This window comes from Streptomyces sp. SM1 (assembly GCF_002910825.1).
Taxonomy (GTDB): Bacteria; Actinomycetota; Actinomycetes; order Streptomycetales; family Streptomycetaceae; genus Streptomyces; species Streptomyces okerensis.
On record NZ_NEUB01000743.1, the window covers coordinates 1 to 21,773 of the forward strand.

Consider the following 21,773-nt stretch of genomic DNA (forward strand, 5'->3'; position numbering starts at 1 on the left):
CGCGACGGGGGACGGGCACCCACCACCGCGGCTGCCGGGCTCGCGTCCCGGCGCCCCGCCCCCTTCTCGACCGCACGCCGGATCGCGCCCAGTTCCCGCTCCATCTCCTCCGCCTCGGGGAAGTTCTCGTCCCGCTCCAGCAGGACGCCGGGAGGGGAGACCCGGGACGCGAGATCCGTGAGCACGTCCAGCACGGGCTCCGGAACGGGATGGGCGTGACTGTCGTGCCACACGCCGTCCCGCTCGAACCCGCCCGCGACATGGACGTACGCGATGGCCTCCAGGGGCAGTTCGGCCAGCGCCTTGGCCGGGTCCTCGCCCCGGTTGACGTGGTTGGTGTGCAGATTGGCGACGTCGACGAGCAGCCGTACGCCGGTGCGGTCGGCCAGCTCGTACAGGAACTGCCCCTCGGTCATCTCCTCGCCGGGCCACGAGATCAGCGCGGCGATGTTCTCCACGGCGAGCGGCACGGGTAGCGCGTCCTGGGCGATCCGGACGTTCTCGCACAGCACGTCCAGGGCGTCGCGGGTGCGCGGCACGGGCAGCAGGTGCCCGGCCTCGATCCGCGGGGACGCGGTCAGCGGCCCGCCGGCCCGTACGAACGCGATGTGCTCGGTGACGAGCGGCGAGCGGAGTCCGGCGGCCCGCTCGGCGAGCGCGGCCAGCCGCCCCTCGTCGGGCCGCTCGGCCCCACCGAGCCCGAGCGAGACCCCGTGCGGCACGACGGTCACCCCGCGCCCCCGCAACCGCGCCAGCGACTCGGGCAGATGCCCCGGGCAGACGTTCTCGGCGACGACCTCGACCCAGTCGATCCCCGGCATGCGCTCCACCGCGTCCGCGATCTCCGGCCGCCACCCGATCCCGTTCCCCAGCCGCACGGTCATCCCGCCCCCTCCTCCACCCGGTCGTCCCACCCGGCCCCCGAACGCCCGCACCCCGGACGTGTCAGGGGTATGACCCCACCGCCCGCCCCCCAACCACGGCCCGGCCACCTTCAGAGCAACATTTGAGGTTAGGGACGCGCCGAGCGGGCGAGGTCGCCGAGGGCACGGAAGTCGTCCTCCCGGAGCCCGATCCGCGGATCGACGTGGTGCAGCAGCCCGGGCCCTCCATGGTGGGCCGCCACATACGCCTCGTCCCGGCCGCTCTGCTCGTCGTCCACCCGGACGAACGGCCGCCCGCCGGCGTACTCCACCAGCGGACCGGTCTTCCAGTGCACCCCGTCGGGCCGCTCCCGGAACAGGGCGTCACCGAAGTCGACGAAGGCAAGCTCGGGCAGCCCGAGCCGGGCCCGATCCACCGGTTGGCCTCACCCATCCACGTCGCGGCCGACCGGGTATCGAGGATCACGAGGGACGGGGCGCCTCCGACCGCCGGGCCTTCTCCCGTACCTGGGCGGTAGCCGCCGGGCGATAGGAGGGCCGGCACCACCCCCGTCCGGGCGGCCAGCTGGATGGTCCGCGGCGCCGGCCCTCCGTAGCGTTCCGGCCATGGAGACCACGAAGCGTGCGCGGCGGGGCCGGTCCGGACGGTGGCGTGCGGGGCCGGCCGTGGGCGGCGGCGCGGACGGCGGCATCATCAGCACCACCCGTGACATGAACACCTTCCTGCGCGCCCTGATGGGCGGCCGGCTGCTGCCGCAGGAGCAACTGGAGCAGATGCGCACCACCGTCCCGGCGCCCGGCTACGCCACCGACGGCAGGACCCGCTACGGGCTCGGCCTCGCCTGGCGCCCGGCCGAGGGCTGCGGGGGCGGGATCTGGTACCACGGCGGCACGTCCTTCGGCACCGCCTCCGAGACCGCCGTCACGCCCGACGGCCGGGTGCCGGCCGCGTCCGCTGTCTTCACCACGCGCTTCGGTGACGAGAAGCGCTTCCTCGAGCAGGCGGAGGCCACGGTCCGCCCGCTGGACCGGGCGGTGTGCGGCGACCGGAAGCGCGGGTGACCAGGGGCGCACCCCCGCAGAAGACACCGCTTGATTTCTTCGACAGGAGTCGCGTAGTCGGGAGCGTGGGCCCACAACAGGTCCACTCGATCGGTCTTCGGACGTCGCAGGCTCCCCTCCAGCGATTCGCGTACTGCGGCGCGGGCGGCGCGGAGGGCGGTCAGGGCCCGTATCCCGCCGACGGCGAGGGTGTCGACGAGCCGGGAGACGGTCGGGTCGGAGGCGACCGGCCCGAACACGGCCGGCTCGGCCCGCAGCATCGCGACATCGGCCAGGCAGTCCCCGCCCAGCACCACCGCGAGCGCCACATCCACCAGCACCTGGCCCGGATCGTGCACCGCCCGGGCCTTGCGCCACGGCGCGCACGCCGCCGATAGCGCCTGGTGCAGGCCGGTCTTGCGGACCGTCTCCACCAGCAGTACGGCCCCGGCCTGCGAGACCGCCCCACGACCGCCGCCCTGGACGCGGACACGCGGGTAGCACCCGATACGCTTCTTCACCTGGGGAGTGCTTCTTTCCTTGCAGCCAACAGGACCCTCAGCAAGTCCCATCGTTGCAGGTCAGAGGCACCTCCCGCTTGGGTCGGCGGCGCGCTCCCGTGCCTGGTCGACGGGCGGGCCGCAGAGTACGGCCAGGGTGCGACGAGGGGGGGCACAGTGGCGAAGGTCAGTATCAGTCTCGACGCGGAACTCGTGGTGGAGGTCATGGTCCTCGCGGGGATCGGCTCCCCGCAGGACGCGATCGAGGCGGTCGTGCGGGACTACGTCGTCCGCGGTCACCGCACCGAGGCACGCACCGAACTCAAGGACCGGAACCTGCGCGAGGTCGACGCCAAGCCGCAGGAGCCGCAGGGCTGATGCCCCTGCCGGCCCCTGCCGTTCCGGGTCCCGCGGCGGCGCCGTCGGATCAGCGGACCGTGAAGGCCGGGGACGTGCCGGTGAACCGGGTGACGGTGCCCGTGAGGCTGCGGGCGTCGCCGTGGTACACGATGCGGTAGGTGCCCGGGGACGTGCCCTGGGGGACGTCCCAGGTGATCGTGACCTTGGACGCGGCGATTCCGTCGCGTTTCCAGTGGAAGCGGGTCGGCCAGTCGCCGTCGTCGGCGACGGTGCCCCAGGAGCCGTCGGCGTTCCGGTGCTGGATCTCCAGGTAGGTGTCGCCGCGGTGCAGGTCGTTGCCGGGGTGGGCGCCCGCGAAGACGGTCTCGACCCGTTCACCGGCCCGGTAGTTCTCCCGCGGCGGCACCAGCACGTCCCCGAACTTCCGCAGCAGGGGCGGCGCGTCCAGCACGACCCCCGGCTGCAGGGAGAGCGCCTTGCCGGACAGGTCCGGCGGCTTCGGGCCGAGGGGCAGGTCCGTTCCGTCGCGCAGCGCGGTGGCCAGGTCCGCCGCCGTCTGCTGGAGCGCCGGAAGCTGCCAGCGTCCGAAGAGGGTGCTGCCGCCCTCGTACTGCTGCGCGTCGTACTCCTCGGGGGTGGTCAGATAGTGGAAGTACGCGTTGGCGTACCCGGCGACCAGGACGTCGTCGAGGTCCGCGCCCACGATCCCGGCGACCGTGCGCCGCAGCCGCAGCCCCGCGCAGACGGTCACCTCACCCGGGATGCCGATCAGGTAGAGGCCGCCGATGCGCACCAGCATCACGGGCACCCGCTCCTGCACCCACGGGTAGACGCGGTTCATCTCCCCGATGGGCACGAAGACGTCCTTGGGCGCCTGCGCCTGCCTCAACTCCGGTGACACCGTGTAGATCACCGAGTCGGAGATCGCGTCCCAGAACGGGTTCTCCCCCTCCTCGAAGCCGGGGAAGGCCGGCCCGTCCTCCATGCTGCCCGCCGCCATGGAGGCGCCGATACAGGGCGTGGAGGTGCGGTGGGTCCGTCCGTCACCGGTGAACTCGGGGCGGACGGCGACGTCGGAGAGGTCGACGTACACCAGCCGGGAGTCGACCGGACCGGACAGTCCGGTGCCGGCCTGCCGCACCTGGGCCGCGGCGGCCTCGTACTGCTGGAGCCCGTTGGCGCGGGTCGCCGCGAAGTCCTCCGGCGTCGTGGGCGGTCGGAGGTCCAGGTTGGGCGACATGTCGCCGCTGTTGGTCTGGGCGAACGCCGAGACGAACGCCGGGGTGCCGTCGGCCAGGTAGTCGACGTCGTTGACCTCGCGCTCCCAGTGGTAGGCCGCGTAGCCCTTGTTGTCCGCGCTGATCAGCCGGTTGTCCCCGGACATGCTGGTGCTGTGCACCGGGAACCAGTTGACGGCCCCGACCGCCCGGCCGGCCCGCTCCACCCGGAGCAGGGTGGTGTGCGTGTCGACGGCGTCGGGGAAGTGGTCGCGGTCCGCCTTCGGGTTGCGGTCGAAGGCAGTCCGGGAGCGGTTGACGCTGGCACCGTTCAACGTGCCGTGGCTGACCACCAGTTCGGAGGGTGCCAGATCGTCGTGGGCCCGCTGCGCGGCCTCGAACAGGCCGTCCGCCACCGCCTCGAAGGTCTTGCGGTGGAAGCCGAACGTGGTCGTGTTGTACAGCAGATGGTGCGAGTAGCCGCCGGGTCCGGCGTGGGTGTGGGTGGCGGTGATGAGCACGTTCTGCTCGGTGTAGAGACCGCCGTACGCCTCGGCGAGCCGCCGCAGCACCGCCTGGTGCACACTCCCGAAGATCATCGGCGAGTCGGCGACGATCAGCAGGACCCGCCGCCCGCTCGCCTCCTCGGCCACGGCGAACGCCCGCGCCCGCAACCGGGTGTGCAGACCGGCGGCCTGCTGGTCGAACCGGCCGTAGCCCATCATGCCGACCTCGGCCACCTCGCCGGTGGCGTCGGCGATGCCTCGGCCGACGAGGAAACCGGCGTTCCGGGCGTCAGGGGTGGCGGCGGTGGTGGCCGCGGTGGCCCGGCCCGGGGCCACCGCCTGTGCACCCGCCAGTCCCAGACCGGTGAGGGCTCCCGCCCGCAGGACGGTACGGCGGCTGCGTACGGGACGACGTTCCGTGGACATCTGCTGCTCCTCCGGCTCGCGCGGCCCCCGCGGAAAAAATATGAACAACATTCAAGTTCTGCGTCCTCATTGGTACACCGCGCGCCGCGGGCGCCGCAAGAGGTGTGCCGCACTCTCGGTCCGGCGTCCCGGAACGTCAGCCGAATCCCGTACGCCCGCAACTCGTTGACGCTTCACCGACCCGGTACTACGGTGCGGAAAGCGCTCTCACCCCCCACGGGGAGCAGCCCATGACTCCGGTACGGAAATCCCTTCGGCGCTACCCTGCCGCGGTACTCGCCCTCGCCCTGTGTGCGCTGCTGCCGCACCCCGCGTCGGCCGACGACTCGGTGAACCGGGCCGCCCCGGCGGGCATCTGCAACACGTACTGCGACGGCCGTGCCCCCGCTCTCTCCCCCGGAGACCGCACGCCCGTCACGGCATCCGTCCACTCACGGTCGGTCGTCCTGCACTTCGACGACGCCGACGCGATGGGCTGGGCCTCCATCGCCAACGGCGGGTCCGGCGACGAGGTCTGGCTCGACCGCTCCTTCGACGGCGGCCGGACATGGCACTCGGGGAGCAGGCGCGGGAACACCGTCGTCCCCGCCGGGCAGCGCGGTGGGCGCACCACGATGTTCAACGTGGACGACTGGGGCGCGCACGGCGTCGGGGCGCTGCGGGCCTGCGGCAGGGCCGGTGACCGCCCGGAGATCGCCTGCACCCCCTGGGCGCGCACCACCTGGAACGCCGGCGACCGGCGCACCGCCGCGGCCACCGCACTGATGACGTTCTACGACGACTCGACGGGCCTGTTCGACACCACCGGCTGGTGGAACTCCGCGAACGCGCTCACGGCCGTGATCGACAGCATCTGTGCCTCCGGCAGCGGCAGTTACACGTACGCCGTCGCCCGCACCCACGACCTGAACCTGAACGCGCAGGGCGGGCGGTTCCGCAACGACTACATCGACGACACCGGCTGGTGGGGCCTGGCCTGGGTGGCCGCCTACGACCTGACCGGTGACAGCCGTTACCTCACCACCGCTCGCGCGGACGCCGACCACATGGCCGCGTACTGGGACTCCACCTGCGGCGGCGGTGTGTGGTGGAGCACCGCCCGCACCTACAAGAACGCGATCGCCAACTCCCTCTACATCCAGCTCAACGCCGCGCTGCACAACCGGATCCCGGGCGAGCGGACGTACCTGGACCGGGCCGGGGCCGGCTGGTCCTGGTTCCGCGGCACCGGCATGGTGAACGGCTCGCACCTGGTCAGCGACGGCATCGATCTCAGCACGTGCCGCAACAACGGCGACACCGTGTGGTCGTACAACCAGGGCGTACTCCTCGGCGCCCTGACCGAGTTGTACCGGGCGACGGGTGACGGCGCCCTGCTCACCGAGGCACGGCGGATCGCCGACGCCGCCACCACGTCCTCCGCCCTCAACACGGCTGACGGCATCCTGCGCGACCCGTGCGAGAGCGGGAACTGCGAGCCGGACGGACCGTCGTTCAAGGGAGCGCACGTGCGGGGCCTGGGCGAACTCGACGCGGCGCTCCCGGACCACCCGTACACCGCGTACCTCCGTCGCCAGGCCGACCGCGCCCACGCGAGCGACCGCAACGCCCTCGACCAGTACGGGCTGCGCTGGTACGGGCCGCTCGACAGGGTCGACGCGGCGCGCCAGCAGAGCGCCGTCGATCTGCTCAACGCCGTGCCCTGACACCGGCGGAGGAGGCGGCGCGGGAGGCCTTCCCGTGGTCGGCCGGGACGGCGGCGAACGGCTCCCGGCCGGCCGCATCCCCGGCCGGGCGGAACGGACCGGTGCACCCGGCCGGTGCCTCGCGGCGCTCCCCGCGTGGCCCGGCCCGGACGCCCGGAGCGACCGATCGCCGCCGGAGCGGTGTTACCTCTTGCCCTCCAGCGGCTCGTGCGCGCACACGCTCCCGGCAGCCGGAACGTGGCCGTCGAGGAGATAGGCGTCGACGGCGTCCTGGACGCAGCGGTTGCCGGAGTCGTACGCGCCGTGTCCCTCGCCCTCGTAGGTGAGTTCGACGCCGACGCCCTTGCCGAGCTGCTCCGCCATCCGGGCGGCGCCCTCGTACGGGGTGGCGGGGTCACCGGTGTTGCCGACGAGCAGGACGGGCGGCGCGCCGGGGGCCCGGACGTCGGGGTGGTCGGCCCTGCCGGGCACCGGCCAGTCGGTGCACTCCAGCGCGCCCCACACCATGGTGTCGCCGAAGAGCGGTGAGGCCTTCTCGAACGCGGGCGCCATCTCCACGACGTCGTCCACGGTGTACCGGTCGTCGCGGTCGGCGCAGGTGATGGCGGTCCGGGCGTCCTGCTGGTCGCTGTAGCCCGCGGCGTGACGGTCGCCCAGCGCGTCGGCGAGGTTCATCATGGTCTCGCCCTCGTCGTCGGCGAGCAGTTCCAGGCCCACCTCGAGGGCGGGCCACGCCGTCTCCAGGTAGAGCGCCTGGATCACGGCGTCGAGGAGGAGGGAACCGGTCAGCTCCCTGTCCCCGTCGAGGGTCAGCGGATCGTCGTCCAGGGCCGCCTCCAGTTCCCTGACGACCGCCTCCACCTCGTCGGCGCTGTCCCCCAGCGAGCAGCCGTTGCCGGCACACCACTCGGCGAAGTGGTCGAAGGCGAGCTGGAAGCCTCCGGCCTGCGCCAGCGCCTCCTCCATCTGGTCGAGCGTGGGGTCCACGACCCCGTCCAGGACGGCACGTCCCACGTGGCGCGGGAACAAGTGGGCGTAGACAGCGCCGAGTTCGGTGCCGTAGGAGATCCCGAAGTAGTGCAGTCTGTCGTCGCCGAGAAGCTGCCGCATCAGGTCCATGTCGCGTGCCGCGTCCTCGGTGCCGACATGCGGGAGCATCGGGCCCGACTCCCGCTCGCAGGCATCCGCGTACACCTGCCTGCTCTTCAGGAGCGCCGCCACCTCGTCCTCGCCGTCGTCCGGGGTGTCGTCCTGCTCGGCCATCTCCCGCATGGCCTCGGCGTCGAGGCAGGTGACCCCGTTGCTCCCGCCGGCCCCACGCGGGTCGAAGCCGACCAGGTCGTAGCGGGTGCGGAGCTTCTCGTAGTCGGAGGCGAGGGCGGGCAGGGTGGCGACTCCGGACTCGCCGGGGCCGCCGAAGTTGAACAGCAGCGAACCGATCCGGTCGGCGGCGTCGTCGGCGCTGGACCGGGCCCGGATCAGGGCGACGTCGATCGTCTCGCCGTCGGGCTCGTCCCAGTCCAGCGGGGACTTCATGGTGGAGCACTGCCACCGGGTGCCGTCCGGCAGCGGCCCGGGAGCCTCCCCTCCACCTTGCAGGGGGGACGGGGCGGGGCAGTCCTTCCAGCTCAGGGTCTGCGTCGATATGCGGCCGCGGTTCTCCTCACCGGGTCCGCCCCCACCACCCGCGCCCCCCTCGCCGGACCGGCCGCAGGAGGCCAGCGAGAAGGAGAGCAGTACGGCACCGGAGAGCAGGGCAGCGGTGGCTGTCGCAGGTCGTCTTCCCGTCATGCGCCCAGCCTCCGGCCGCCCCACCCCCCGCGCACGTTCGCACGTCCATCCGGGCGAACGGGCGCGGCCGCACCGGAGACGGCCGCGCCCGTCAACTCCCCCGCAGGGCTCACCGGTCCGTCTTCGGTCCCCCCTGGGTGAGGCCGCGGACCTGCGGCGCCAGCAGGGCGAGCGCGGTGACGACGACGATCAGTACGGCGCAGCCCGCGAGGGCCTCCCGGGTGCCGGTGACACCGGCGACGGGCCCGGCCGCGAGGAGCCCCAGCGGAGCGAAGGCCAGCGAGCCGAACCACTCGTAGGAGGCGACGCGGGACAGCGACTCCTCGGGGATCTCGCGCTGGATGGTGGTGGACCACAACACGGCGAAGACGTCGGCCGCGACGCCCGAGCAGAACATAGCCGCGGCGACGGCCCACACGGGCGCCGAGGCCGCCAGCAGGGCGATCGGGGCGGCGGCCGGGAAGGTGGCCAGTACCGCCACCAGGACGGGTCTGCCGACCCGGACGCGGGCGGCGAGACCGGCGCCCGCGATCGTGCCGAGGGCCTGGGCGGCGACGATCACGGACCAGGCGCGGGCGCCGCCCAGCTCCTCTTCCGCGACCAGCGGCCCGAGAACCCCGGCGGTGGCGTTCAGACATGCCACCACGACGGTGTACTGGGCGACGACGGCCCACAGCCACTGCCGGGAGGCGAACTCCCGCCAGCCCTCCTTCAGATCGTCCCAGCCGGACGACGACCTGCCGGGCCGGCCGGGGACCCGCAGCCGCGCGGTGAGGACCGCGCTGACGACGAAGGACACGGCGTTGAGCGCGAGCGCCCAGCCCGCGCCGATCCACGCGACGGTGACGCCCGACAGGGCGAGCCCGAGCAGCAGAGACGTGTTGGTGCCCACTCGGAGCAGACCGTTGGCCTGTTGCAGCCGGCCCGCCGGCACCACCAGCGGCACCAGTCCGTCCATGGCGGGGGAGAACAGCGCGGTCGCGGTGCCGGCCACCACCGCCAGCGCGCACATGAGGACGAGCGGGGCATGCCCCGAAAGCACCAGAACGGCCAGCCCGGCGTAGGCCACCGCGCCCACGGCATCCGCGGCCACGATGAGCCGCGCCCGCGACATCCGGTCGGCGATCACCCCGCCGACCAGGATGAAGACCAACTGCGGCAGCGCCTGGCAGGCCAGCACCAGCGACAGCCGCCCCGGCGTCGCACCGGGCAGCGCCAGCACGGCGAAGGCGAGCGCCACCCGGGCGAATCCGTTGCCCAGAACCGAGATGGTCCGGGCGGAAGCGAGCAGCAGAAACTGCTGGTCACGCCAGAGCACCGGATGATCCGAAGCGACAGCCACGCCGCCGCACCCTACGCGGCCGTCTCGGGCGGCTGACAGGAATCAGCCATCCGCCGCCGGGGTCCGGGGCGGGCGGTCCCCTACTCGGCGGGGCCTCGCGTCCGTCCGGGGCGCCCGCCCGGCCACATCCGAGGCAGGCCGCTCACCGGCACCGCCTCACCGCAACGCCGGATGGTCCGCCACCACCGTGCACGAGCCCGGGGCGATCTCCGTGAAGCCCGCGTCGCGGACCTCGGGGAGGGTGCCGGTGGTCAGGGAGGGCCAGTGGGCCGGGGTGGCCGTGCGGACGGCGAGGGGGAAGTCCGTGGCCCGCCAGGTGGCGCGGGCCTCGGGGGAGAGCGCCAGCCAGGCCAGTTGGGCGCCGTGGCCCGCCTGGGCCATCGCCTTGCCGGCCGACATGGCGAGGCCGGGGTTGAGCCAGAGGGTGGGGAGGCCGGGGTCGGCCGGGGGGACCGGGTCGGGGTCGTCGAGGTCGGTGCCGGAGACCTGGAGGCGGGCCAGGTCCTTGGGCCAGCCGTCCAGGGGGACCGGCGGGAAGACGCGGACCTCGGCGGACTTGCCGGTGACCGTGATCCCGGGGAGCGCCTCCGCGCGGCGCCACTCCGCGCCGCGCGCCCGGCGTACCACCTTGCGGATGCGGCCGTCCTGCCAGTCACGCATCGCCCGCGCCCACTCGCCCTCGCCCACCGAGCGCGGGTCGGTCAGCATCGTCAGCACCGCGCGGGCCGCCGTCTCCAGGGCGTCCGTACGGGCGGGGGGAGCAGCCCGTTCGATACGGACCACCAGGGGCAGCACGAACTGGGGTGCCCGGTCGCGGGCGGCCGGGTCGGGGCGGAAGGGGCTGTCGGCGGCAGAAGCCGGGTCAGTGCTCACGGGGACAAGTGTGCCAAGCCGCGCGGCGCCCGCGTCAGCCCGCGCAGGAGGTCCGTTCGGCCTCCCGCCATTCGCAGACCGGGCACAGGGTGATGCCCTTGTACGACTCCGGGTACTCCGTCGGCTCCCGGCACAGCACACACGCCGCGTACGGAGGGCCGTCGGCCTTCGGGGGCGTGGACGCGTCGATCAGGCAGTAGTCGTGGTCGGTGTCGCTCATGCCTCCAGCGTAGGCCGGACGCCTCACCGGCGGTCCGGGCACGTCGGGTTCAGTGGGTGGACCCGGCGCCCGGTCCGACTCCGCCCGGTCCACGGCCCCGCGGACCGCCGCTCCGGGCCGGACGGTTCGCGGACTCGGCCAACGCGAGGCGCAGGGGCGGGGTGTAGGTCCGGATCAATTCATCGGGCGGCATCGAGGCGAAGGGTTCCAGGCGCAGGATGTAGCGCGTGACGACGAGGCCGGCGATGTGGGCGCAGAACACACCGGCGCGTCTGCGGGCGTCCGCTCCGCCGAGCCGGCCGGCGATCTTGTCGATGATCTCCCGCTCCATCATCTCCCGTACCAGACCGGTGATCGCCGGGTCCTGGGCGGCGCCGGCCACCAGGGCGCGCAGGGGCGCTCCGGACTCCGGGTCCTCCCACAGGGCCAGCAGGTCGCGCAGGGCGCGCTGGGGGAAGGTCACCGGGTCGCCCTCCGCCGTGCGGGCGAGCGTCTCGGCGGGGTTGACGGCCAGGGCCAGGGCTGCGCCGAACAGCCCCTTCTTCGAGCCGAAGTAGTAGCTGACCAGAGCCACGTCCACGCCCGCCTCGGCGGCGACGGCGCGCAGCGTGACGGCCTGGTACCCGTCCTCGAGGAAGCGGCGGCGCGCGACCTCGAGGATCTCCGCACGCGTGCCGGGCTTGCCCGCCCTTCTGCCGCGCGACCGGGAATTCATCATGGTTGAGATCCTACGGCCGGGCGGGCGACGCTGCCGGTGTTCCCTCTCCCGGCGGGGGCCGCCGTTCAGGCCCCCCGCCCTCGCGACCCCGGAGGCCCGACGTGCTCTTCGCCCTGGCTCGTTTCTCGGTGCGGCACCGATGGTGGGTGATCGCCGTCTGGCTGCTGGCCGTCATCGGGGCGGCCCTCGGCGCGCGTACGGCCGGAGGCTCGTTCACCAACGACCTCACCCTCGCGGACACCGACTCGCAGGCCGCCTACGACACCTTGCGCGAGCGGTACCCGGACCTGTCCGGGGACGGTATGCAGGTGGTCGTCCACAGCGACGCGGGCGTGACCACGGCGACGGTGAAGGGCGCCGTCACGGACGCCGTCACCGCGGCGCGCGACGTGCCGGACGTGGCAGTCGTCCGGTCGCCGTACGGGCCCGGCCCCACGATGGTCTCCGACGACGGGCGCACCGCCGTGACGACCGTCCAGTTCACCGAGCGGGCCAAGGACGTGCCCGAGGAGTCGGTGGAGGCCGTGCGGGAGGCGTTCGACCCGGTACGCGACGCCGGCGCCCAGGTCGAGTACGGCGGCGCCGTGCTCCAGGGCGAGCACGGACCGTCGGGGAGCGAGGTGATCGGCCTGGCGGCCGCGGTACTGGTCCTGCTGGTGGCCTTCGGGTCGGTGTTCGCCATGGTCGTACCGCTGCTGACCGCCCTGTTCGCCCTCGCACTGGGGATGTCGCTCCTCACCGTGGCCGCCTCGGTGACGACCATCGGCACCTCCGGCCCCGTGGTGGCGACCATGATCGGCCTCGGTGTGGGCATCGACTACGCGCTGCTGGTGGTCACCCGGCACCGGGAGGGCATGCACGCGGGACACCCTCCCGAGGCGTCGATCCCGCTCGCCCTGGCGACCGCGGGCCGGTCGGTGCTCGTCGCCGGCGCCACGGTGATCGTGGCGATCCTGAGCCTCTACCTCATCGGCATCCCCTTCGTCTCCGCCCTCGGGCTGGCCAGCACCCTCACGGTGGGGACCACCCTGATCGCGGCGGTCACCCTGCTGCCCGCCGTGCTGGCCGTCTTCGGCACCGACCTGGACCGGTTCCGCGTCCGCAGGCCGCGCTTCGACCACGGCACCGGACGGGCCGGCGGCCGGCACCGCTGGGCCGGCCACGTCCAGCGGCACCCCTGGCCCTACGCCCTCGTGTCCACCGTCGTGCTGATCGCCATGGCACTCCCGCTGTTCTCCCTGCGCCTCGGCACGGCCGACGCCGGTTCGGCGCCGGAGGACAGCACCGAGCGCCAGGCGTACGAACTGGTCGCGCGGGACTTCGGTGAGGGCTGGACCGGACCGCTGGTGGTGACGGCGCGGTTCGCCGAGGGGGTGCCGGCTGCGGAGGTGAAGCAGCAGTCCACCGAGGTGCGCACCGGGCTGGAGAAGACGGAAGGGGTCCGTGAGGTACGTCCCCCGCGGCTGGACGAGGCCGGGACCACCGCCGTCTACACCGTCGTGCCCGAGGGCTCGCCCGACGACGAGTCCACCGAGCGGCTGGTGCACCACCTGCGCGACGACGTGCTCCCCGAGGCCGCGCCCGACGCCGAGACGCACGTCGGCGGCTCCACCGCCACCGCGATCGACCTCGCCGACCGGCTCGGCAGCCAGATGGCCTGGTTCATGACCTTCGTCGTGGGGCTCAGCTTCCTGCTGCTCATGGTCGAGTTCCGGTCGGTCGTGGTGCCGCTCAAGGCGGCGGTGATGAATCTGCTCTCCGTCGGCGCGGCCTACGGTGTCGTGGTCGCGGTCTTCCAGTGGGGCTGGGGCGCCGGGCTGCTGGGCGCGGAGGCCGGGCCGGTGGAGTCCTTCGCACCGGTCATGCTCTTCGCCGTCCTGTTCGGACTGTCCATGGACTACGAGGTGTTCCTGCTCAGCCGGGTGCAGGAGGAGTACCGGCGGTCCGCCGACGCCGGCGCCTCCGTCCGCATCGGCATCGCCGCCACCGCCCGCATCATCACGGCCGCCGCGTCGGTGATGGTCGTGGTGTTCGGCAGTTTCCAGCTGAACGACGAACGGACCGTCAACCTCTTCGGCTTCGGTCTGGCCGTCGCCATCGCGATCGACGCCACGCTCGTACGGCTCGTCCTGGTGCCCGCCGTCATGGCGCTGCTGGGCAAGCACGCCTGGTGGATGCCGCGCCCGATGCGGCGGTTCCTGCCGCGTCTGCCGGGACACGCGGCCGACGTGACACCGCTTCCGTCCCCGGGAGCCGGGGAGGCCGGTGCCGGTGACGGGCCGCCGGTGGCCGCGGACCCGGAGCGGCGCGGGCCGCTCCCGGAACCGCGGCGCTGACGGGCCGACGGCACTGTCGCGCGGGTCCGTGCAGGCCCGGTTCGGGCGCGGGGCCGGCATGCTCGGCATCGCCTGTGCCGACGGGGTGCCGGCCTCCGGACGGGACCGGGACCCGTTCGCGGTCGGCCGTCGCCTGCCCAACCCCCGCGTGCGGGACGGCGGACGGCTCCATCAGCGCCTCGCGCCCCGCGGTTTCACCTGGGTCGCCCGGGGATGTGCGGGCGAGGAGCATCCCGGTCCCGGGGACCCCGTGCGGTCGGGAATCCCCGTGGTCTTCCTTCCCGACGCGCACCTCCTGGATCCGCTCGCACCGGCGGGGCCGGCCCCCGCCGTACTGGTGCGGCCCGACCGCCACATAGCGGGGCACCGGCCGGACGGTGACATCCGTGCTCTCGGCCCGGCCGACCCCCGTGGTGCGGTGCGCCACCGGCTCGTCGTCCCTCCGGCGTCCCTGACGGCGGGCAGCCGCGTCCGGCTCACTTCCCGGTGGCGGGCGCCCCGCCCCGTTCCGCCCCGATCAGTTCGGAGACCTTCACGAAGCGGTAGCCCTGGCGGCGCAGTTCCGGCACGATCGCCCGTACGGCCCGTTCCGTGGCCGGGGCCGCGCTGCGGGTGCAGTGCAGGACGACCACCGAGCCCGGTCGTACGCCGTCCAGGACCTGCCGTGCCACGGCGTCCGCGTCCGTCGCGAAGGCGTCCCCGCCGACCACGTCCCACTGCACCGCCGTGACGCCGGCCGGGACCAGCGCCTTGAGCGCCTGCCGGTCGTAGCAGCCGCCGGGGAAACGGAAGTACGGCATCGGATCGCGTACCCCCACCTTCCGGAACACCGCGTACGCCCGTTCCACGTCCGCCCGCATCCGGTCCCCGGAGACCGTCGGCAGGCCGTAGCAGTCCGCGGTGAAGGCGTAGTGGCTGTAGGAGTGGTTGGCGACCTCGAAGAGCGGGTCCCCGCCGATGGAGCGGGCCTGGTCCGGGTACTCCTCGGCCCAGCGGCCGGTCATGAACACCGTGGCCGGCACCGTCAGCTCGCGCAGGGCGGCGATGAGCCTCGGGTGGTCGAACCGCTCGCCCGCCTCGGCCCTCGGACCCTGGTCGGCGGTCATGTCGGCGTCGAAGGTGAGGGCGACCGTTCTGCCGCCGGTGCGGGGGCCGTGGTCGAAGACCGGGGTCAGGCCCGCGGGGCCCGGGGCGAGGGTCGGCGGTGACGGGACGGCGGGGGAGGAGGCCGAGGGCGCGGGGCGGGGCGCCTCCCGGGAGGACCGGGCGGGGGCGCAGGCGGCGGTCAGGGCGGCGGCCAGCACGCATACGGCGAGGGCACCACGTGTAAGTGTGATCACCGTATGACGGTATGGAGTGGTTTATGGAGATCAGTGTGATTCGTACGGAGGCGGGCCGGGGCGTCACCCGGCCGGCCGGGGCCCCGGCCCGCGTCTCAGATGTCCCGCCGCTCCAGGGGCCGCGTCGCCGGGCCCTGGATGACCTTGCCGTCCGTGTCGAAGCGGGAGCCGTGGCAGGGGCACTCCCAGGCGCGTTCGGCGGCGTTGAAGTCGACCAGACAGCCCAGGTGGGTGCAGCGGGCCGAGACGGCGTGCAGGGCGCCGTCGTCGTCGCGGTACACCGCGAGCCTGCCGCCGTCGGACCGCACCACCGCGCCCTCGCCCGGCGGCAGCGCCTCCACCGGTGGCGACGGACGCAGCCGGTCGCCGACGAAGTGCCCCGCGACCTGCGCCTGGTGCTTGAGGAACGACGGCGCCTCGCGCACGGTGGAGGCCAGGCGCCGCGGGTCGTACAGACCGCTCCACTCGCACTCCCCGCCGGTGATCTGCGCGGTGAGCAGCAGGCCCGCCATCATCCCGCCGCTCATGCCCCAGCCGCCGAAGCCGGTCGCGACGTACGTGTGCCGGGCGCCCGGGTGCATCGGGCCGACCAGCGGCACGGTGTCGGTGGGATCGTTGTCCTGGGTGGCCCAGAAGTGGGTGAGCTCCACCTCGGGGAAGTGCTTTCGGGCCCAGGCGGCCAGAAGGTCGAAGCGGGCCCGGGTGTCGCCCGTCCCCGGGGTGAAGTGCTCGCCCGTGACCACGAGCAGGCGCCGGGTGCCGTCCTCGCCGAAGGGGGCCGTGCGGACCGAGCGGGTGTTCTCCTCGGTGGTGATGTACATGCCGCCCGGGTCCCGGTCGGCCGGGACCGGTCCGGCGACGACCAGCTCGCGGCGCGGGGAGAGGCGGGTGAACAGCAGCGCCCGGTCGAAGACGGGATAGTGGGTGGCGACCACGACGTCGCGGGCGGTCACCGTGGCACCGGTCGACGTCGAGAGCCGGCACGGCGTGCCCTCCTCCAGGCCGAGCACCGTCGTGTCCTCGTGGACGCGGCCACCGCGCGCGACGATCTCGCGGGCGAGGGCGAGCAGGTACTTGCGCGGATGGAACTGGACCTGGTCCGCCACCTCGACGGCACCCGCCACGGGGAACGGCAGGCCGGTCTCCGTCACGAACGAGGCCGGCAGTCCCGCCTCCCGTGCGGCCCGCGCCTCCGCGCGCAGCTTCGCCACCCCGCCCTCGTCACGGACGAAGGCGCAGGCGCTCCGGCGCTCCCACTCGCAGTCGATGCCCAGCTCCGCCACGACGTCCGCCGTGTGCTCGATCGCCTCGGACTGCGAACGGGCGTACAGCCGCGCGCCCTCGCTGCCGCGGGTGCGGCGGAGCTTGTCGTAGACCAGCGTGTGCAGGGCCGTGACCTTGGCGGTGGTGTGCCCGGTGACTCCGGCGGCGATCCGTCCGGCGTCCAGCACCGCGACGCTCCGCCCGGCCCGGGTCAGCTCCCACGCCGTGCACAGTCCGGCGATGCCGGCCCCGATCACGGCGACGTCGACCTCGAGATCGCCGGCCAGTGCCGGATGCGGCCCGCCCGGTGCGGTCTCGAGCCAGTACGAGCCGCCCACCTGCTGCTTCTCCGTCATGCGGGGCCGAGTACCCCGCCGTCTCCGGTTCAGTGGCCCGGACCTCCTCTTGCGGAACGGGCGGGACGGGACTAACGTACAATCAAATGGTTGTAGATGGGATCGCGGACGAGACCGGCGCGAGTGCGGCGGACGGAGCCGTCGACCGGCTGTTCCACGCCCTGGCCGACACGACGCGGCGCGACATACTCCGTCGCTGTGTCCGGGGTGAGCTGTCCGTGTCACGTCTGGCCGCGGCCTACCCGATGAGCTTCGCCGCCGTGCAGAAACACGTCACGGTGCTGGAGCGGGCCGGTCTGGTCACCAAGGAACGACGCGGACGGGAACAGCTCGTGCGCACCGACCCCGACGCGCTGGACCGGGCGAGGCAGGCCCTCGACGAACTGGAGTCGGCCTGGCGGGCCCGGGTGGACCGGATGTCCGCTCTGCTGGACGACACCGGCAGGGACACCGGCCGCGGGACACCGGCCCGCGACGGGAACACGACGGAAGGAACGGACGGATGACTGTCACCAGCGTCGACAAGGACGTCGACCACCTCACCCTCACGCTCGTCGCCGACTTCACCGCCCCGGTGGAGCGGGTGTGGCAGCTCTGGGCCGACCCGCGGCAGCTGGAGCGCTGGTGGGGCCCGCCGAGCTACCCGGCGACCGTCGAGGAGCACGACCTGACGCCCGGCGGCGGCGTGACGTACTACATGACCGGCCCGGAGGGCGAGAAGTACGGCGGCTGGTGGCGGATCTCCTCGGTCACCCCGCCGAGCGCGCTCGAGTTCACCGACGGCTTCTCCGGCGAGGACGGCAAACCGAACCCCGAGATGCCGACCACCTCGGTACGGATGACCCTCACCGGGCACGACGGCGGTACGCGGATGGAACTGCGTTCCCTGTTCGACACCCGGGAGCAGATGGAACAGCTGGCCGAGATGGGCATGGTGGAGGGGATGAGTCTGGCCGTCGGCCAGATGGACGCGCTGCTGGCGGGCTGAGGCCGCCGGACCGGACCGGACCGGGGACGGGGGACGGAGGGCGGTGCGCTGCCCTCCGTCCCGGCCGTTGTGCCGACTGCCGGCTGCCGGCTGCCGGTCACCTGTGCCAGGGGCCCGTCACCGCGAACGTCGTGCCGGGGTCGTAGACGTTGACGTACATGGTCCGTCCGTCGGGGGAGAAGGTGACCCCGGCGAACTCGCCCCAGTCCGGGTCGTCGTCGGTGCCCCGGTTCTGGCGGTTGCGGGCCAGGGCGTAGACCTCGCCGTGCCGGGTGACGCCGTAGACGTGCTGGGCGCCGCCGCCGTCCTCGCAGACCATCAGACCGCCGCTGGGCGCGAGGCAGATGTTGTCCGGGGACTCGCCGGGCAGCTGGATGTCGGTGTCCGGGCCGAAGACGATCACCAGGGTGAGGCGGCGGCGGTCCGGGTCGTACCGCCAGATCTGACCGTAGTGGTCACCGGCCGAACCGTCGGAGCTGCGGGCGAAGGAGGAGACGAAGTAGACCGAGCGGCCGCCCCAGTAGCAGCCTTCCAGCTTCTGCGCGTGGGTGATGCCCTTCGGGCCGAAGTCCTGGAAGCGGATGGCTGTTTCGGCGGCCAGCGGGTCCGGTACGTCGACCCACTCGACCCGGTCGAAGTGGGCACCCGTCTCCCGGATCGAGGACAGGTCGGGCACGTCCGGCACCCGCATCGCCTGGAGCCGTCCGCCCGCGCGCAGCGAACCGGTGCCGCCGAGCGGCTTCTCCGGCAGGAAGCGGTAGAAGAGGCCGAAGGGCCGGTCGAAGGCGTCCTCGGTCTCGTAGACCACGCCCCGCTTCGGGTCCACGGCGATCGCCTCGTGCTGGAAGCGGCCCATCGCGGTCAGCGGCACGGCACCCGTGCGGCGCGGGTCGGCGCCGTCGACCTCGAAGATGTAGCCGTGGTCCTTGGCGTAGCCGTTCGTGCCGGCCCTGTCCTCGGTCTCCTCGCAGGTCAGCCAGGTGCCCCACGGAGTCGGACCGCCCGCGCAGTTGACGGCCGTACCGGCGATCGCGACCCGCTCCGAGAGCACCCGGCCGCGCTGGTCCAGGGTCAGCGCCGTGCAGCCGCCCTTGCCCTCCGGGTCGTAGGTCAGACCGTCGATCACCGGGACGGGGACCCTGCCGGTGGCGCGGTTCTCGTGGTTGCGGACCAGGTGGACACGGCCGCGGCGGCCGGCGAACGCCGCCATGCCGTCGTGGTTGGAGGGGACCGGGCCCTCGCCGGAGCGGAGCCGGTCGCCCTCGCGGGAGAGGACCGTGTAGCGGAAGCCCCTCGGCAGGTCGAGCAGCCCGTCGGGGTCGGGGGCGAGGGGGCCGTAGCCGCGGTGACCGAGGTTCTGGGCGGCGGCGGTGCCGGTGAAGAGTTCGGAGAGGGCGCCGGTGAAGGCGATGCCGATGCCTGCGGCGCCGGTACGGGCGAGGAGCTGACGGCGTGTGGTGGGGGAGCCGGTTTCGGACATGGAGGGGGGGAAACCTTCCTGCTGGCGGACAGGAACTGTGACCCCGCCGTGTCTATCACCTGGCGTGGGTGACGGGAACCACGCGTACCTCGTGTCACGGGGGTGGGGGCCGGGGCGGTCGGCAGTGTGGTTCGCCCTCGCCGCCCCTTCCCTTCCCGTCCCTGGGGGCTGCGCCCGGTGCAACTTCTTAGGTGCGGGTGGTTGTGCATCCTGCTGGCATGCCTTTCAACACCGCGAACACCGCAGCCATGACCGCCGCAGCCGTCACCGTGGACACGCTCACGGGCCGTGAGTACCTGCGTGTGTCTCAGGACAACTCAGGGCGTCAGCGGTCCGTGACCGAGCAGCATGACGACAACGAGAGGACGACCGCACGCCACGGCATCAAGATCACTGGTGAGCCCTACGTCGACAACGACCGTTCGGCCAGCCGCTACGCGAGCAAGGCGCGCGACGACTGGGCGCGCCTTGTGGCTGATCTTGAGTCGGGCAGGTTCACGGAAGACGTCCTGATCCTGTGGGAAAACAGCCGGTACAGCCGCAAGACCTCTGAGTGGCTGCACCTTATGGAGCTGTGCGAGGGACACGGGAAAAAGATCTTCATCACCTGCGACAACCGGCTCTATGACTTGGCGCACTGGAAGGACCGCCGCAACCTGCGTGAGGACGCGTCGGACTCCGAGACGGAGAGCGACAAGGTGAGCATGCGCAACCGGCGCACGTCCGCCGCCCAGGCGGAGCAAGGGCGCCCGAACGCCACTCCGCCGCACGGCTACATGGCGCAGTACGACGACAAGACGGGCAAGCTGATCAATTGGGTTGAGGACCCGGAAGAGTCGGCAGTGCCCAAGGAACTGTTCCGGCGCCTGCGCGCGGGGCAGTCCATGCGCTCGATCGCGCGTGATCTGGCGGAGGCGGGGCACGTGAACCGGTCCGGCAGGCCGTTCACGGATGAGCACCTGCGGACCATGGCGCTCCGTCCCGCGTACGGCGGGTACCGCAAGCACACTCCCAAGAGCCGGGGGCGTTCGTTCAAGGCACAGCAGGTAGAGACAACGCTGTATGAGGCCACCTGGGCGCCGTTGGTCGAGCGTGAGACGTTCTGGGCGGTGCGCCGGATGATGCTCGACCCTGCGCGCCGCAGCACCCGCAACGGCAAGGCAAAGCACGTTCTGACCATGACCATGAAATGCGACGTGTGCGGAGGGACGATGGGCGCGGGAGGCGAGGGCACGAGCGCCTACTACTTCTGTCGGCAGCGTCGCTGTGTCCAGATCAGTAAGCCTGCGGTAGATGCGTTGATCATCGGGTCCGCAACGCAGCCCGGCGTGATCCTGGCCTATCTCGCGTCGGACAAGGTCTATGAGGACTTTGCCGCCTCCGCGGAGGACTCCGGCAAGGTCGAGCACATCCGCGCCGAAATTGAGCGGCTGCGGGGCGAGCGGGGCGAGGCAGAGAACGCGGAGCCGGAGAGCATCGCGGAGGCGCGCATGTTCGCGCGGATGGTCGAAACCCTCACCACAAAGATCACTGCTCTTGAGGAGCAAGAGCGCAGGCTCACCCTGCCTGCCGTCCTCACGGATTTGATCCGGCCCGGTAAGGGCGTGGCGGAGCGCTGGGAGGCTGCGCCGGTAGAGGCACGGCGGGAGGTTGCTCGACTCCTGCTGTCCGCTGACTGGGTCGGGCAGGTGCGTGTACGGCGTGGCCGTGGCGTGCCTGCGGCCGACCGTATCCACTGGCACGTGGAACCCCAGGGCTGACGCAAGGTCGAATTTCTCAGCAAAGCCGCAGGTCGGAGGGTACGCCGAAGAGGTCCAGGGGTGCCTTGTGGGGTGACAGGGCGATCTGGCGCTTGGCGTCCGCGATGGAACTGCTCATGGTGCGCAGGTAGTTCATGGCCACCGATCGCAACGTCGAGGCGTTCTGCGGTCCGTGGCCGCTGCGGATGCGTGAGGCATCCTCGCCGAACGTCACATCCCGCACGTAATGGATCTTGTTCTCCACGCCCCAGTGGCCCCTCGCGTACCGCCCGAGCACCTCCGGAGCCGCCTCGGACGCCGACAGGTCGGTGATCAGGTAGACCGTCTCCCGCGTTCGCTTGCCCGTTGCCCGGTCGGTGCGGTGCCGGATGATCCGGGCAACCTGCTTGACGTGCGGAAACGCCAGCGACGTCCACGTCACTGCCTGCACCACCCGCGTCTCCCGCCGGCCGTGACCCACCTCGCTCTCCTTGTGCCTGGCCGTCACCTCGCTCCAGGGGATCGACCGGCACGCCTCCCACAACGCCGGCTGGTTCCGCTCCACCACCAGCACGAAGTGCGCACCCATCTCCTCCACCAGCACCTTCGCCGTCTCCACCTGCGTGTGCAGTGCGTCCGCCGTCACCACCCCGTGCAGGTCGGGCACCGACAACAGCGGCGCCGGCG

Annotated in this window: 18 protein-coding genes and 2 pseudogenes; 7 read left to right on the top strand and 13 right to left on the bottom strand. The window is 72.7% G+C overall.

Annotated elements, in window-relative coordinates; genetic code table 11:
• Together B9S61_RS21985 and B9S61_RS21990 are read right to left on the bottom strand one after the other, a co-directional pair.
• A partial coding sequence (locus B9S61_RS21985) for a DUF692 domain-containing protein (RefSeq protein ID WP_181007477.1) occupies window positions 1–884 on the bottom strand: 884 nt, incomplete at its 3' end.
• 128 nt (window positions 885–1,012) lie between these two features.
• A pseudogene (locus tag B9S61_RS21990) lies at window positions 1,013–1,329 on the bottom strand (hypothetical protein); the annotation flags it as partial.
• A gap of 161 nt (window positions 1,330–1,490) precedes the next feature.
• Here B9S61_RS21990 and B9S61_RS21995 point away from each other — a divergent pair.
• Complete coding sequence (locus B9S61_RS21995) at window positions 1,491–1,946, top strand: serine hydrolase domain-containing protein (RefSeq protein ID WP_258039782.1); 456 nt, start codon at window positions 1,491–1,493, stop codon at window positions 1,944–1,946.
• A gap of 125 nt (window positions 1,947–2,071) precedes the next feature.
• Here the strand turns inward: B9S61_RS21995 and B9S61_RS40975 are convergent.
• A pseudogene (locus B9S61_RS40975) lies at window positions 2,072–2,446 on the bottom strand (transposase); the annotation flags it as partial.
• A 156-nt stretch (window positions 2,447–2,602) separates the two neighbouring features.
• Here B9S61_RS40975 and B9S61_RS22005 point away from each other — a divergent pair.
• Window positions 2,603–2,803: a DUF2191 domain-containing protein gene (locus B9S61_RS22005; protein ID WP_103543805.1), complete on the top strand. Its 201-nt coding sequence runs from the start codon at window positions 2,603–2,605 to the stop codon at window positions 2,801–2,803.
• Window positions 2,804–2,852: 49 nt separating this feature from the next.
• Here the strand turns inward: B9S61_RS22005 and B9S61_RS22010 are convergent, their stop codons facing one another.
• Window positions 2,853–4,934: a neutral/alkaline ceramidase gene (locus B9S61_RS22010; RefSeq protein ID WP_103543806.1), complete on the bottom strand. Its 2,082-nt coding sequence runs from the start codon at window positions 4,932–4,934 to the stop codon at window positions 2,853–2,855.
• A gap of 230 nt (window positions 4,935–5,164) precedes the next feature.
• Between B9S61_RS22010 and B9S61_RS22015 the strand changes: the two genes are divergently transcribed.
• The gene (locus tag B9S61_RS22015; RefSeq protein ID WP_103543807.1) at window positions 5,165–6,640 is read left to right on the top strand and encodes a glycoside hydrolase family 76 protein; all 1,476 of its coding nucleotides are present in this window, start codon (window positions 5,165–5,167) and stop codon (window positions 6,638–6,640) included.
• Between the two features lie 183 nt (window positions 6,641–6,823).
• Here the strand turns inward: B9S61_RS22015 and B9S61_RS22020 are convergent, their stop codons facing one another.
• The 5 genes from B9S61_RS22020 to B9S61_RS22040 form a co-directional block, all read right to left on the bottom strand.
• Entirely contained in the window at window positions 6,824–8,431 is a 1,608-nt protein-coding gene (locus tag B9S61_RS22020; protein ID WP_103543808.1) for an alpha/beta hydrolase, read from the bottom strand.
• 109 nt (window positions 8,432–8,540) lie between these two features.
• A complete protein-coding gene (locus tag B9S61_RS22025) occupies window positions 8,541–9,773 on the bottom strand; it encodes an MFS transporter (RefSeq protein WP_258039783.1) in 1,233 nt (410 codons plus the stop codon).
• 156 nt (window positions 9,774–9,929) lie between these two features.
• On the bottom strand, window positions 9,930–10,646 hold the full coding sequence (locus tag B9S61_RS22030) for a peptidyl-tRNA hydrolase (protein WP_103543810.1): 717 nt from the start codon (window positions 10,644–10,646) through the stop codon (window positions 9,930–9,932).
• Window positions 10,647–10,680: 34 nt separating this feature from the next.
• Window positions 10,681–10,866, bottom strand: coding sequence for a hypothetical protein (locus tag B9S61_RS22035; RefSeq protein WP_103543811.1), 186 nt, complete (start codon window positions 10,864–10,866; stop codon window positions 10,681–10,683).
• A 49-nt stretch (window positions 10,867–10,915) separates the two neighbouring features.
• A complete protein-coding gene (locus B9S61_RS22040; protein WP_103543812.1) occupies window positions 10,916–11,584 on the bottom strand; it encodes a TetR family transcriptional regulator in 669 nt (222 codons plus the stop codon).
• Window positions 11,585–11,685: 101 nt separating this feature from the next.
• Between B9S61_RS22040 and B9S61_RS22045 the strand changes: the two genes are divergently transcribed.
• Window positions 11,686–13,920, top strand: a complete 2,235-nt coding sequence (locus B9S61_RS22045) for an MMPL family transporter (RefSeq protein WP_181007478.1) — start codon at window positions 11,686–11,688, stop codon at window positions 13,918–13,920.
• A gap of 476 nt (window positions 13,921–14,396) precedes the next feature.
• Here B9S61_RS22045 and B9S61_RS22050 read toward each other — a convergent pair whose 3' ends face one another.
• Window positions 14,397–15,260, bottom strand: a complete 864-nt coding sequence (locus B9S61_RS22050) for a polysaccharide deacetylase family protein (RefSeq protein ID WP_103543814.1) — start codon at window positions 15,258–15,260, stop codon at window positions 14,397–14,399.
• A 95-nt stretch (window positions 15,261–15,355) separates the two neighbouring features.
• Window positions 15,356–16,879: an FAD-dependent oxidoreductase gene (locus B9S61_RS22055; protein ID WP_103543815.1), complete on the bottom strand. Its 1,524-nt coding sequence runs from the start codon at window positions 16,877–16,879 to the stop codon at window positions 15,356–15,358.
• A gap of 86 nt (window positions 16,880–16,965) precedes the next feature.
• Between B9S61_RS22055 and B9S61_RS22060 the strand changes: the two genes are divergently transcribed.
• On the top strand, window positions 16,966–17,385 hold the full coding sequence (locus tag B9S61_RS22060) for a helix-turn-helix transcriptional regulator (RefSeq protein WP_103543816.1): 420 nt from the start codon (window positions 16,966–16,968) through the stop codon (window positions 17,383–17,385).
• Complete coding sequence (locus B9S61_RS22065) at window positions 17,382–17,867, top strand: SRPBCC domain-containing protein (RefSeq protein ID WP_103543817.1); 486 nt, start codon at window positions 17,382–17,384, stop codon at window positions 17,865–17,867. Before B9S61_RS22060 ends, B9S61_RS22065 begins: the two co-directional genes overlap by 4 nt.
• Window positions 17,868–17,964: 97 nt before the next feature.
• Here the strand turns inward: B9S61_RS22065 and B9S61_RS22070 are convergent, their stop codons facing one another.
• Window positions 17,965–19,347 carry an alkaline phosphatase PhoX gene (locus tag B9S61_RS22070; RefSeq protein WP_103543818.1) on the bottom strand — a complete coding sequence of 461 codons (1,383 nt, stop codon included), beginning with the start codon at window positions 19,345–19,347 and terminating at the stop codon, window positions 17,965–17,967.
• Window positions 19,348–19,565: 218 nt separating this feature from the next.
• Here B9S61_RS22070 and B9S61_RS22075 point away from each other — a divergent pair, with 218 nt between their 5' ends.
• Window positions 19,566–21,107: a recombinase family protein gene (locus B9S61_RS22075; RefSeq protein WP_103543819.1), complete on the top strand. Its 1,542-nt coding sequence runs from the start codon at window positions 19,566–19,568 to the stop codon at window positions 21,105–21,107.
• A 16-nt stretch (window positions 21,108–21,123) separates the two neighbouring features.
• Here B9S61_RS22075 and B9S61_RS22080 read toward each other — a convergent pair.
• On the bottom strand, window positions 21,124–21,773 hold a 650-nt coding region (locus B9S61_RS22080; protein WP_107499710.1), incomplete at its 5' end, for an ISAs1 family transposase.

What these genes read in the sequence shown, in the direction of transcription:
- B9S61_RS22020 (WP_103543808.1), bottom strand. Translation starts at nt 8,431, where the DNA reads ATGACGGGAAGACGACCTGCGACAGCCACCGCTGCCCTGCTCTCCGGT.
- B9S61_RS22060 (WP_103543816.1), top strand. Translation starts at nt 16,966, where the DNA reads ATGGTTGTAGATGGGATCGCGGACGAGACCGGCGCGAGTGCGGCGGAC.
- B9S61_RS22070 (WP_103543818.1), bottom strand. Translation starts at nt 19,347, where the DNA reads ATGTCCGAAACCGGCTCCCCCACCACACGCCGTCAGCTCCTCGCCCGT.
- B9S61_RS22075 (WP_103543819.1), top strand. Translation starts at nt 19,566, where the DNA reads ATGCCTTTCAACACCGCGAACACCGCAGCCATGACCGCCGCAGCCGTC.
- B9S61_RS22040 (WP_103543812.1), bottom strand. Translation starts at nt 11,584, where the DNA reads ATGATGAATTCCCGGTCGCGCGGCAGAAGGGCGGGCAAGCCCGGCACG.
- B9S61_RS22015 (WP_103543807.1), top strand. Translation starts at nt 5,165, where the DNA reads ATGACTCCGGTACGGAAATCCCTTCGGCGCTACCCTGCCGCGGTACTC.
- B9S61_RS22065 (WP_103543817.1), top strand. Translation starts at nt 17,382, where the DNA reads ATGACTGTCACCAGCGTCGACAAGGACGTCGACCACCTCACCCTCACG.
- B9S61_RS22035 (WP_103543811.1), bottom strand. Translation starts at nt 10,866, where the DNA reads ATGAGCGACACCGACCACGACTACTGCCTGATCGACGCGTCCACGCCC.
- B9S61_RS22055 (WP_103543815.1), bottom strand. Translation starts at nt 16,879, where the DNA reads ATGACGGAGAAGCAGCAGGTGGGCGGCTCGTACTGGCTCGAGACCGCA.
- B9S61_RS21995 (WP_258039782.1), top strand. Translation starts at nt 1,491, where the DNA reads ATGGAGACCACGAAGCGTGCGCGGCGGGGCCGGTCCGGACGGTGGCGT.
- B9S61_RS22010 (WP_103543806.1), bottom strand. Translation starts at nt 4,934, where the DNA reads ATGTCCACGGAACGTCGTCCCGTACGCAGCCGCCGTACCGTCCTGCGG.